The 11283-nt window shown below is 71.0% G+C and carries 12 protein-coding genes, 1 pseudogene and 2 riboswitches; of the genes and pseudogenes, 8 read left to right on the top strand and 5 right to left on the bottom strand.

From position 1 onward, the window contains the following. Positions 1-33 precede the first annotated feature (33 nt). Positions 34-236: riboswitch (cobalamin riboswitch) on the top strand. Positions 237-321: 85 nt separating this feature from the next. The 6 genes and pseudogenes from C5F48_RS02130 (at position 322) to C5F48_RS02105 (ending at position 4989) form a co-directional block, all read left to right on the top strand. After that, entirely contained in the window at positions 322-702 is a 381-nt protein-coding gene (locus C5F48_RS02130) for a hypothetical protein (protein WP_107662258.1), read from the top strand. Between the two features lie 37 nt (positions 703-739). After that, positions 740-933: riboswitch (cobalamin riboswitch) on the top strand. A 148-nt stretch (positions 934-1081) separates the two neighbouring features. Further along, positions 1082-2095, top strand: coding sequence for an ABC transporter substrate-binding protein (locus C5F48_RS02125; protein WP_107662257.1), 1014 nt, complete (start codon positions 1082-1084; stop codon positions 2093-2095). Next, positions 2092-3144, top strand: a complete 1053-nt coding sequence (locus C5F48_RS02120) for a FecCD family ABC transporter permease (RefSeq protein ID WP_107662256.1) — start codon at positions 2092-2094, stop codon at positions 3142-3144. Before C5F48_RS02125 ends, C5F48_RS02120 begins: the two co-directional genes overlap by 4 nt. A gap of 59 nt (positions 3145-3203) precedes the next feature. Beyond that, positions 3204-3905 (top strand): annotated as a pseudogene (locus C5F48_RS02115) (ABC transporter ATP-binding protein); the annotation flags it as partial. Between the two features lie 10 nt (positions 3906-3915). Further along, positions 3916-4695, top strand: a complete 780-nt coding sequence (locus tag C5F48_RS02110) for a class I SAM-dependent methyltransferase (protein ID WP_107662254.1) — start codon at positions 3916-3918, stop codon at positions 4693-4695. Between the two features lie 102 nt (positions 4696-4797). After that, positions 4798-4989 (top strand): hypothetical protein, encoded by a 192-nt coding sequence (locus C5F48_RS02105; RefSeq protein ID WP_107662253.1) that lies wholly within the window; start codon positions 4798-4800, stop codon positions 4987-4989. Here the strand turns inward: C5F48_RS02105 and C5F48_RS02100 are convergent. The 3 genes from C5F48_RS02100 to C5F48_RS02090 are packed head-to-tail and all read right to left on the bottom strand — an operon-like array spanning position 4986 to position 8508. Next, positions 4986-5288 carry a hypothetical protein gene (locus C5F48_RS02100; RefSeq protein ID WP_107662252.1) on the bottom strand — a complete coding sequence of 101 codons (303 nt, stop codon included), beginning with the start codon at positions 5286-5288 and terminating at the stop codon, positions 4986-4988. The genes C5F48_RS02105 and C5F48_RS02100 overlap by 4 nt on opposite strands. Further along, entirely contained in the window at positions 5285-7765 is a 2481-nt protein-coding gene (ctaD, locus tag C5F48_RS02095) for a cytochrome c oxidase subunit I (RefSeq protein ID WP_107662251.1), read from the bottom strand. Before ctaD ends, C5F48_RS02100 begins: the two co-directional genes overlap by 4 nt. After that, positions 7762-8508, bottom strand: coding sequence for a cytochrome c oxidase subunit II (locus C5F48_RS02090; protein WP_107662250.1), 747 nt, complete (start codon positions 8506-8508; stop codon positions 7762-7764). Before C5F48_RS02090 ends, ctaD begins: the two co-directional genes overlap by 4 nt. Between C5F48_RS02090 and C5F48_RS02085 the strand changes: the two genes are divergently transcribed. Beyond that, the gene (locus C5F48_RS02085) at positions 8443-8958 is read left to right on the top strand and encodes a DUF2231 domain-containing protein (protein WP_107662249.1); all 516 of its coding nucleotides are present in this window, start codon (positions 8443-8445) and stop codon (positions 8956-8958) included. The genes C5F48_RS02090 and C5F48_RS02085 overlap by 66 nt on opposite strands. Here C5F48_RS02085 and C5F48_RS02080 read toward each other — a convergent pair. Together C5F48_RS02080 and C5F48_RS02075 are read right to left on the bottom strand one after the other, a co-directional pair. Then, complete coding sequence (locus C5F48_RS02080; protein WP_107662248.1) at positions 8928-9434, bottom strand: CopD family protein; 507 nt, start codon at positions 9432-9434, stop codon at positions 8928-8930. The two genes, C5F48_RS02085 and C5F48_RS02080, sit on opposite strands and share 31 nt — an antisense overlap. Continuing rightward, complete coding sequence (locus tag C5F48_RS02075; protein WP_107662247.1) at positions 9424-10131, bottom strand: cytochrome c oxidase assembly protein; 708 nt, start codon at positions 10129-10131, stop codon at positions 9424-9426. The genes C5F48_RS02080 and C5F48_RS02075 overlap by 11 nt, the downstream gene beginning before the upstream one ends. A 215-nt stretch (positions 10132-10346) precedes the next feature. On the opposite strand from C5F48_RS02075, the gene C5F48_RS02070 reads away from it, so the two are divergent. After that, entirely contained in the window at positions 10347-11237 is an 891-nt protein-coding gene (locus C5F48_RS02070) for a ChuX/HutX family heme-like substrate-binding protein (RefSeq protein ID WP_107662246.1), read from the top strand. Positions 11238-11283: the final 46 nt, after the last annotated feature.

Genomic DNA, 11283 nt, shown 5'->3' with positions numbered 1-11283 from the left:
CGCGACAGGCCCTTGCGCGACGGGCGCGGCGGGGCGATGCTGGGCGGGACGGTTCCCGGAGGCCGCTCCGGGCGAAGAGGGAATGCGGTGCGGGCTCCGGCCCCAGGCCGCGACTGCCCCCGCAACTGTAGGCGGCGAGCGAGCCCCGACATGCCCACTGGCCAAGGACGGGCCGGGAAGGGCGGGGCAAGCGGCGACCCGCGAGTCAGGAGACCTGCCGTCGTGGACTGTTGGAACCGGGCGGGGTGTCCCGGGCGCAGGCTGGTCGCGGCCCGCCGCCGACCGCCCTCGCCCGCCCGCTCCCCAGGCGCGGAGGGCGCGATGACGACGAGCGAAAGAACCTACCTCTCCACCATATGCCGCCACACCGGCGAGCCCTGCCACATCGGGCTGGCCGTGGTGCGGCAGCTGGCCGCCTCGGTCGAGAAGGCCGCGCCGCTGCTGGCCCCGGAATTCGAGATGCAGGGCCATGTCCGGCTCGAGGGCTGCAGCCGGCCCTGCTGCGCGCTGTTCCGCATGACGCCGGGCGACCTGCAAGTGTTCTGCGATCTCGACCCCTCCGACTGGTCGCCGGGCCTGCTGCGGCTGGCCGACCTGCTGACCGGCGGACTGCCGGCCGCCGCGGACCGGGCGGCCGGCCCGCCCCCCGCCGCGGTGGTGCTGGCGACCCGGCGCGAGCCGCCGCGCATGACGGCGCATTGAGGCGCGGGCGCAACGCTTGACCCGACGTCCGGCTGCGGCTAGGCAGGCTGTGTCGGTTTCCACATGGAACTAACAGGGAATCCGCCACGGCCTCGGCCGTGAACCGGAACTGCCCCCGCAACTGTAGGCGGTTAGCTGCGCCCGATTTTCGCCACTGGGGTTTATCCCCGGGAAGGCCGGGCAAGGCGTCGATCCGCCAGTCAGGAGACCTGCCGACAGCAGAAACGTAACGCCGGGCGGGGTGTCCGGGGAAGGATGCGTATGACCTATGCCCTCGGCGGCCCCGTGCCGCGACATGTGCCGGCGCACATGAGCCAGGTTGCCTCCTGTCTTGCAGGACGCCCGATCTTCGGCTCTTTCCTGATCGGAGCTTTCCAGCATGACGCCTTCCCGCTTCGCCCTCGCGGCGCTGGCCATCGGCCTGTCCACCCCGCTCTGGGCCGCGCCCACCAGCTATCCGCTGACGCTTGAGAACTGTGGCGAGACGCTGACCTTCGCCCGCGCCCCCGAGCGCAGCGTGACCGTCGGCCAGGCCGCGACCGAGGTGCTCTATGCGCTCGGCCTCGCCGAAACCGTGCAGGGCACCTCCGTCTGGTTCACCGACGTACCGGAGAAATTCCGCGAGATGGACGCGGGCGTCGAGCGGATGGCCGACAACGACCCCAGCTTCGAGAGCATCGTGGCCAAGCGGCCCGATCTGGTTGCCGTGCAGTTCATCTGGCACATCGGCCCAGAGGGCATCGTCGCCACTCGCGACCAGTTCCACGAGCTGGACATCCCGACCTATGTGATGCCCGCCGATTGCGTGGAGAAGGATAACACCGTCGGCGTGGACGGCACGCGGCTGCAGCCCTTCTCCACCGCGACCCTGCACCAGGGCGTGTCGGAACTGGCCGAGATCTTCGACGTGCAGGACCGCGGCGCCGCGCTGGTGGCCGAGCTGCAGGCGCGCGAGGCCGCGGCCATCGCGCGGGCGCAGGCGCTCGACGTGAAGGACGCCTCGGCGGTGTTCTGGTTCTCCAGCGCCGAGATGGACATCGACCCCTATGTCGCCGGCCGCAAGGGCGCGCCGGGCTACATGATGGAGCAGCTCGGAATCCGCAACGTGGTGGACTCCGACGAGGAATGGCCGGTCGTCGGCTGGGAGACCATCGCCCGCGCCAACCCGAGCCTGATCGTCATCGCCGAGATGAACCGCCGCCGCTTCCCGGCGGATTCCGCCGCGGCCAAGCTGGAGTTCCTGCGCAGCGACCCGGTGGCGAGCCAGATGGAGGCGGTGAAGCAGGGCCGCATCGTGGTGATGGACGCCCATGCGATGGACGCCACCCTGCGCAGCATCGACGGGCTGGAGATCCTCGCCGAGGGGCTGGAAAAGATCGGCATGGCGCAATGACCGAGGCCGCCGCCCGCGCCTCGCGGCTGCCGCGCCCCTCGCGGGCGCTGCTGACCTGCGCCGTGCTGGCGGCGGCCCTTGTCGCCGGGATCAGCATCGGCGAGACCCGCATCCCGCCGCTGACCGTGCTGCAGGCGCTGGCCAACCGGCTGTTCGGCGCCGGCCTGCCGCTCGACCCGATGGACGAGGGCATCATCTGGAACTACCGGCTGACCCGCGCCCTCGTCGCCGCCTGCTGCGGCGCGGGGCTGGCGGTCTCGGGCGTGGTGCTGCAGGCGCTGCTGCGCAACCCGCTGGCCGATCCCTATATCATGGGCATCTCGGCCGGGGCCTCCACCGGGGCGGTTGCGGTGACCATCGCCGGCTTCGGCGCCGGGGCGCTGTCGCTGTCGATGGGGGCCTTCGGCGGCGCGGTGCTGGCCTTCGCGCTGGTCGCGCTGCTGGCGCGGGCGGCGGGCGGCAGTGTCGGCGGGCGCGGCGCGGTGCAGATCGTGCTGGCCGGCATCGCCGGCTCGCAGCTGTTCAACGCGCTCACCTCCTTCATCATCACCAAATCGGCCAATGCCGATCAGGCCCGCGGCATCATGTTCTGGCTGCTGGGCAACCTGAGCGGGGTGCGCTGGCATGACGTGGCGTTGGCGGTGCCGGTGGCTTTGGCCGGGGTGGCGCTCTGCGCCGCACATGCAAGGGCGCTGGACGCCTTCACCTTCGGCAGCGACTCCGCCGCGGCGCTCGGCGTGCCGGTGCGGCGGGTGCAGGCGGTGCTGATCGGCGCCTCGGCCTTGCTGACGGCGGTGATGGTCAGCATGGTCGGCTCCATCGGTTTCGTCGGGCTGGTGATCCCGCATGCGGCGCGGCTGCTGGTGGGCGTGCGCCACGCCCGGCTGATCCCGGCGGCGGCGCTGAGCGGCGCGGTCTTCCTCGTCACCGCCGACATCCTGTCGCGCGTCATCGTCCCGGGCCAGGTGCTGCCGATCGGCGTGATCACCGCGCTGGTCGGGGCCCCGGCCTTCGCGCTGATCCTGATCCGCGGGCAGGACCGCAGATGAGCCTCGAAACACACGCTCTCGGCTGGACCACGGGCCGCACCGTGGTGCTGCAGGACATCAGCCTGACGGTGCGCCCGGGCGAGACGCTGGGGCTGATCGGCCCGAACGGCTCCGGCAAGTCGACGCTGCTGCGGCTGATGGCCGGGCTGCTGCGCCCCAGTACGGGGCATGTCGAGCTGGAGGGCCGGCCGCTCGCCGCCCTGCCCCGGCGCGAGATCGCGCAGCGCATCGCCTGGGTGGCGCAGCAGGCCGACACCAGCGACCGCATCACCGCGCGCGACGCGGTGGAGCTGGGCCGCACCCCCTGGCTCTCGGCCAACGATCCCTGGAGCCCGGCCGACGACGCCATCGTCAAGGGCGCGCTCGGCGACGTGGGCATGGGCGATCTGGCGGCGCGGCAATGGTGCACCCTGTCGGGCGGCGAGCGGCAGCGGGTGCATATCGCCCGGGCGCTGGCGCAGCGCGCCTCGGTGCTCCTGCTCGACGAGCCGACCAACCATCTCGACGTGCACCACCAGCTGTCGATCCTGTCCTTGGTGCGCCGGCTGCCGCTGACCTCGGTGGTGGCGCTGCACGACCTGAACCACGCCCTTGGCTGCGACCGGGTGGCGGTGCTGAAGGCAGGAAGGCTGCTGGCGCTCGGCCCCCCGCGCGAGATCCTGACGCCCGAGTTGATGCGCGGCGTCTTCGATGTCTGCGCCCATATCCTAACCGATCCCGCCGACGGCGCGCCGGTGCTGCGCATCCATCCCATCCACTGAGAGGGCCGCCATGACCGCCGTTCCGCCGAACCGCGACCTGCGCGAGGATATCCGCGACTACTGGTCGGACCGGTCGGCGACCTTCGACCTGGCCTTCGGCCACCGCATCCCCGAGGGGCCGGAGGCGCGGGCCTGGCAGCAGCCGATGCGCGACCACCTCGGCCCCGCGCCGCTGCGGGTGCTGGAGCTGGCCTGCGGCACCGGCGAGGTGACGCGGCTGGTGCATGACGTCGGCCACGATGTCACCGCGCTGGATTTCTCCGAAGCCATGCTGGCGGTGGCGCGGGCCAAGCATGCCGGAAAGCCGCGGCTGCGCTTCCTTTTGGCCGACGCCGGACGGACGATGGAGCCGGACGCCGCCTACGACGCGATCCTCTGCCGCCATCTGGTCTGGACCCTCACCGATCCGGCGGGTGCCTTCGAGGACTGGCTGCGCATCCTGCGGCCCGGCGGGCGGCTCCTGGTCTATGACGGCGATTGGGCGCGGCCCAAGGGCGTGCTGGCCGCCTGGGCCGTGCGGCAGATCGACCGGCTGATCGGCCCCGACGCCGCCTATGACGGGGCGATGGGTGAGCGCCATGCCGGGATCATGCGCCGCCTGCCCTTCGGCGCCGGGCTGACCCCGGCGCGGCTGGTCCCGATGCTGGCGGCGGCGGGGTTCCGCGACATCGGCATCCACTCGCATGCGCCGATCGCCGCGGCGCAACGGCAAGGGGCGGGCCTGCGCAACCGGCTGCGGACCCGGGTCTATGCCCGGTTCATCCTGACCGCGGTGAAACCCGGAGCCTGACTTTGCGGCATGTTGTCCGGCGGGCCGATGCGGATTAACATTCGTGAATGCAGCCGGGCCCCGAGCGGAGGGTCCCGGGACGGGATCCGCCTTCCGCAGTGAATGGGTGATGTCATCGCGAATCCCGAGAAACGTCCCGTCGAGACCCGCGTCACCTATGGCGCCGGCCAGCGCCGCCCGGCCACGCGGCTGCTGACCAGCGAGGAGATGGCCGAGATCATGGGCAGGCCCCTCGCCCCGCCACGCCCCGGCCTGATGGCCCGGCTTTTCGCCTGGATCACCGGGCGTCCCTAGCAGAGCGGCAGGATCAACGCCGGGAACAGGCTCCAGACCGTGGCGAAGAGCGCGGTCGCGGCCAAGGCCACGCTGGCCTGGCGGATCGTCGGCGACAGCGCGCCGAAGCGCGGGCTGCGCAGCGCCAGCAGCATGCCGAGCTGCAGCGCCACCCCGATCCCCCAGACCGCGGCGAGCATGGCGCGGGCCAGCGCGCCCTCGGCCCCGGTGGCGCAGAGCGTGGCGTGCAGCCCGTAGATCAGGCTGAACAGCGCCAGCCAGAGGGTCAGGGGCACGGACAGGCGCAAGAGATCTCTCATGACAGGACTCCGGGCAGCACCGCGGCGGCGAGGCTCAGCAGCGCGGTCAGCGTGGCATAGTCGACCCAGAGCTGCACGATGCGCAGCTCGCCCCGGCGGGCCGGTGACAGGAAGCCGGCTACCCGGCGCGCCGCCATCTGGCCGGTCATCAGCAGGCCGACGCCGCAATGCACGAGGCTGTAGCCCATCAGCACCCAGACCGTCGCGTCATAGGCATGGGTCTGCGGAGCTGGCAGATGCAGCAGCACCAGCCCCGCGGCCAGCAGCGCCGCGATGAGCCCCAGGGCGGCGAGCCCGAGCCCGGCTCCGAGCCCCCGGCCCCGCGCCAGCGCGCCCTGCGCCAGCCGAAGACCCAGCGGCCCCAGCACGGCGGCGGCGGCGATCGCCAGCAGCGCCGGGTCCGGCTGCATCCAAGCGGGCGGCGGCCAGTTCGGCGCGACGGTCCAGAGGAAGGCATAGCCGAACAGCAGCGACCCGAACAGCGTGGCGTCGGCCAGCAGCAGGAACAGCATGCCCCACCAGCCCGGCGGATCGGCCACCTCGGAGACAGGCGGCAGCGACAGGCCCCGGCCGACCTCCTGCGGTCCCTGGTCCTGCCGCGACCCCAATCCCCAGACCCAACGCAGCGCCAGGGCGATGACGCCGACCGCGGCGAGCGGCACCAACCAGTAGACCTTGATCAGCAGCCCGAGGAAGAAGAAGCCGGTGACGAAGGCCATCGAGATCGGCAGCATGGTGTTGCCCGGCAGGATCACCAGATACTCCGGTCGGCCGGTGGAGATCGCCACCGCCAGCGTCTCGCGCAGCCCGTTCCGCGCCTCGCCCAGATAGCCCTCGCCCCGCGCCATGCGCAGCGGCAGCGAGGAATCGGCATGCAGCGGCTCGCGGCTGTCGACCGGCATCAGGCTGGCGAAGTTGTAGGCCGGCGCCGGGGTCGGCATCGCCCATTCCATCGTGCCGGCCCGCCAGGGGTTGCGCCGACCGCGGATCGCCACGGCGGCATTCACCACCACGTCGACGATCACCAGCGCGAAGCCGATCGCCATGACGAACCCGCCGATCGAGGAGATCAGGTTGATCGCCTCCCAGCCCTGCCCCGGGTCGTAGGTCTCGGTGCGCCGCCGCTGGCCCAGGAGCCCGACCCAGTGCATCGCCAGGAAGGTGACGTGGAAGCCCAGCGTCACCAGCCAGAAGGCGGTCTCGCCCAGCCGGAAGAACTGCTTGCGCCCGGTGATATGCGGCAGCCAGTAGTAGAGCGCCGCCAGCATCGGGAATACGAAGCCGCCGACCAGCACGTAATGCAGGTGGGCGACGATGAAATGCGTGTCATGCGCCTGCCAGTCGAAGGGCACCACCGCCACCATCACCCCGGTCAGCCCGCCGATCACGAAGGTGGCGAAGAAGGCGAGGATCCAGCGCAGCGGCATGTGCAGCTCGGGCCGGCCCTTGGTCAGCGTGCCGATCCAGGCGAAGATCTGCACCGCCGTCGGCACCGCGACCAGCGTCGAGGCCGCCGAGAAGAAGGCGAGGCTCAGATGCGGGATGCCGGTGGTGAACATGTGATGCACCCAGAGCCCGAAGCTCAGCACCCCGAGCGAGGCGGCGGCGGCGACGATCCAGCCGTAGCCAAGGAGCGTGGTGCGGGCCATCACCGGCAGGATGGTGGAGATGACGCCCGCCGCCGGCAGGAAGATGATGTAGACCTCCGGATGGCCGAAGAGCCAGAACAGGTGCTGCCACAGCAGGCTGTCGCCGCCCTCCGCGACCTGGAAGAACGGCAGGCCGAAGGCGCGCTCCAGCTCCAAGAGGATCGAGCCGAGGATCAGCGGCGGAAAGCCCGTCAGGATCATCATCGCGGTGATCAGCGCGTACCAAGCATAGATCGGCATCTTCGCCAGCGTCATCCCCGGCGCGCGGTAGCGCAGCACGGTGACCACGATCTCGACCGCTGCCGAAATCGCCGAGATCTCGACGAAGGTGATGCCGATCAGCCAGAAATCCGGGTTGATCCCGGGCGAGCCCAAGGTCGAGGACAGCGGCGGATACATGAACCAGCCGCTGTCGGGCGCGATGCCCGCGATAAGCGCGAAGATCAGCATCGAGCCGCCGAAGACATAGCACCAGAACCCATAGGCGGTGAGCCGCGGGAAGGCGAGGTCGCGGCTGCCGAGCAGCTTGGGCAAAAGGTAGATCGTCAGCCCCTCGAACATCGGGATGGCGAACAGGAACATCATGAGCGTGCCATGCATCGTGAAGACCTGGTTGTAGACATCCGCCCCCATGAAGGCCGAGCGCGGCGAGGCCAGCTGCGCCCGGATCAGCATGGCCAGCACCCCGGCGACCAGGAAATGGAACACCGAGACGCACATGAACATCAGCCCGAGGTCGCTGTGGTTCACCGTGCTGAACCAGCGGCGCCAGCCGGATTCGGAGGCCCAGATCTTGGTCAGGGCGCGGTGGCGGCGCAGTGCGGTCATTCGGTGCCTTCCAGAAAAGCGGTCCAGCCCGCGGCGTCATGCGCGCGGACGGTGAAACGGTGTTCGCGGTAGCCGGCGCCGCTGAACTCGCCGCTGACCCCGGCATAGTCACCCGGCTCCCAGGCCTCGATCCGCAGGATGTTCACATGGCCCGGGATCGCATCCAGCTTGCCGGCGAGCCGCGGCACCCAGAAGCCGTGGATCACGTCGACGCTGGTGATCTCCACATCGACCGGCTGGCCGGCGGGGATGTGCAGCAGGCCGGTCGTTGCGTGTCCGGGGCGGTCGGCATAGCCGAAGCGCCACTCCCACTGCCGCGCCTCGGCGCTGACCGTCACCCGGTCGGGATGGTCGCGCGGCATCAGCCGCTCGCCGATCACCAGCCCGTAGACCAGAAGCGCGCCCAGCACGGTGAGCGGGAAGGCCAGCCCCAGCCCGGCCAGCCAGAGCCCCTCGCGCCCCTGCTCCGCCCGCTCTTCGTCGCGGCGCTTGCGGAAGGCCAGCGCCAGCAGCAGCATGGTGAAGACGAAGATCGCCACCGCCCCGGCCAGCATCACCCACCACAGCGTGGCGATGTGCTGCGCCGCCGGACCGGCCGGATGCACGGTCGACAGAGTTTTTTCGCAACCAGCCAGCAGGAACGGCGTTGGCACCAGAACCCCAAGCCGGAGGAACCGATGCCCGAAGAGATCGAGACCAAGGACGACGAGGGGCTGGTCGACCCGATCAGCGCCGACCCGCATTTCGACGAGACCGAGTCGAGGATCGGCATCTGGGGCCACCCGGCCCATGCCATGACCGTGGCCTTCCCGGTGGCGCTGACCTTCTGCACCCTCGGGGCCGACGCGCTCTACTGGCTGACCGGCGACGCCTTCTGGGCCCGCGCTGCGGTCTGGGCGGCGGGCACGGCCTTCCTCTTCGGCCTCGCCGCCGGGCTGACCGGCACGGCGGAGCTGCTGATGGTGCCGGGCATCCGCGCCCGCGCCGCGGCCTGGACGCATTTCGTCATCGCGGTGCTGTTGCTCGCCATTCTCGGCAGCAACTGGGGCTATCGTCTGAACGGCTACGAAACAGCGGTGCTGCCCTACGGCATCCTGCTGTCGGGCTTCGCGGTTCTGGTGGTCTCGGTCACGGGCTGGCATGGCGGGAAACTCGTCTTCGACTATCGGCTGGGCACGTCGAAGGGCAATTGAATGCCCCGCGGCGTCGTCAGCCACTCCGGCATGACGATCTCGCCAAGCTCCGGCTTGGCGAGGACCAGCGTCAGGATTGCGGTAATGGGCAGCATGAGCAGCAGCGTCGGCACCAGCGGCGAGGGCGGCGTATGCGTGCCCTCTGTCTCGGCGACCCGCACCAGCGTCGCGCCGACCCAGGCGTGGAAGGTCACCAGCCCGGCGACCCCGACCAGCTTGGCGAAGAGCCAGAGGTCGAAGAGCTCGCGCGCGAAGATCAGCGCCGCGCCCGAGGCGATGGAGAGGACCGCCGCCGGGGTGACGACGTAGGTGTAGCTGTGATGCGTGGCCCGGCGGATGCGGCTGTAGTCGCTCTGCCCCAGCGCGGGGTCGTGCCGCCCCAGCATCAGCGGCAGCGCGAAGAGCCCGGCGCACCAGATCAGCAGCATGCCGATGTGCAGCGCCTTCAGATGCGGGACGACCGCCTCATACCACATGGGCAGAGCCGATCTGCCGCCAGGCGCGCCGCGCCAGCCAGCCGCCCCAGAGCGCATAGGGCAGCCCGGCCGGCACCCACATGATCAGCCCGCCGAGCTGCTGGTCGGCCAGAGCGGTCATCCCCCAGGCCATCGGCGCCGTGGCGTGGATCGCGTAGAGCCCCTCGGGCGCGAAGGTCAGCAGAGCGCCCAGAAGCGCCATCTGCACATAGGCGGCCAGCAGCGCCAGCAGCGCGGCCCCCTCCTGCCCGGCGGCGAAGACCGCGCGCCAGAACAGCAGCGCCGAACCGAGCAACGTCGCCTGCATCAGCCAGTAAACCGCATAATTCGCCATCGCCGCGTCATAGGCCTGCGGCAGGTGCCAGAGCCAGAGCACGGCGGTGGAAAGCGCGAAGGGCAGCCCCAGCCCGCCCCGCCGCCCCGGCAGCGCCAGGGCCAGCAGTGGCGCAGCGACCGCCAGCAGCAGCACGTGATGCACCACCCGCGCCGAGAACAGCGCGGCGGAGAGAGCGCAGAGCGGCGAGACGAAGGCGACGGCCAGCACGGCTACACCCGCCAGCCCGGCGGGCGAGCGGCGCAAGGCCAGCGCCATCAGCGCCAGCGCCGCGAGCAACGGCGGGTCGAGGTTCCACTGTTGCCAGAGCCCGGCAGGCACGGCTGCGGGGCCGCAATAGAGCCCGGCCAGTTGCGGGATCATGCGCTGGTCCCTGCGCAGGGTGGCGGTGTCAGCGGGACGCTGCGGGTCACGATGCTCCTCCTCAGGGATGGCGATATCCCTTGGCAACCCGCGAGGCGGCGGTCTGGTTCCGACCGGATCCGAAGCCCCGTGGTCTGCGGCAGCGGCAGTATGCGGCATGCCCTCCGGCGCCGATCCGTGGCACTCAGGCGCCGAGGCCGAAGAGGAGTGCAGCCATGACCCCCGACGACATCCGCCAGGCCCGCGCCCGGGCGCCCCGCACCCGCCCGCGCGACTTCGCCGAGGGGCTGGGCATCGCCGAAGCCGCGCTGGTCGCCGCCTTCGCCGGGCCGCAGGTGGTTCGGATCGCCGCCGCCCCCGACCGGCTGCTGCCCCTGGCCGCGGGTTTGGGCGAGGCGCTGGCGCTGACCCGCAACGGCTCGGCGGTCGAGGAGCGGCACGGCCGGTTCGAGGGCTACGACCCAAAGGCCGCCCGGCTCTACGGGCCGGAGATCGAGCTGCACCTCGCCCCCGCCCATTGGGTGCATGGCTTCGCCGTCACCGAGCCGACGGCCAAGGCGACGAAGCGCTCGCTGCAGATCTTCGACGCGGCGGGCGACGCGGTGCACAAGATCCACCTGACCGAGGAGAGCGACGTTGCGGCCTTCGGGCGGCTGGTCGAGAGCCTGCGTCTGGCCGACCAGTCCGACCACCTGCCCCTCGCGCCCCGCGCGCCGGAGCCTGCGGTGGTCCCCCGCCTGAAGCTGCGGCGGCTGTCCCCCGAGGCGGTGACGCATCTGCTGGAACAGTCGGCGGCGCGCGGCATCGGGCTCAGGATCGCCGTCGGCAATCCGGGCTGCACCCAGATCTACAGCGGGCCGGTGCTGAGCATCCTGCCGGCGGGCTACTGGATCAACGTGATGGACCCGCGCTTCAACCTGCATCTGCGCACCGACCATCTGGCGCAGGTCTGGCTCACCGGGCAGAGCGCCGCGCCCACGCTGCAGGCGCTGGATGGGTCGGGGCGGCTGATCCTGCAGATCGACGCCCGACCGGCCAGCCTCGCCCTCTGGCAGGAGATGGTCGGGACGCTGGATTGCGCCCAAGGAATGCCTTCCCAAAAGTAATATTATATGATTTTCTTTCCAGGCTGCTGTGGAGGGCAGCGTCAGG

The organism is Cereibacter changlensis JA139, from assembly GCF_003034985.1.
GTDB lineage: Bacteria > Pseudomonadota > Alphaproteobacteria > Rhodobacterales > Rhodobacteraceae > Cereibacter > Cereibacter changlensis.
This window is presented reverse-complemented; position numbering and strand designations above follow the sequence as displayed.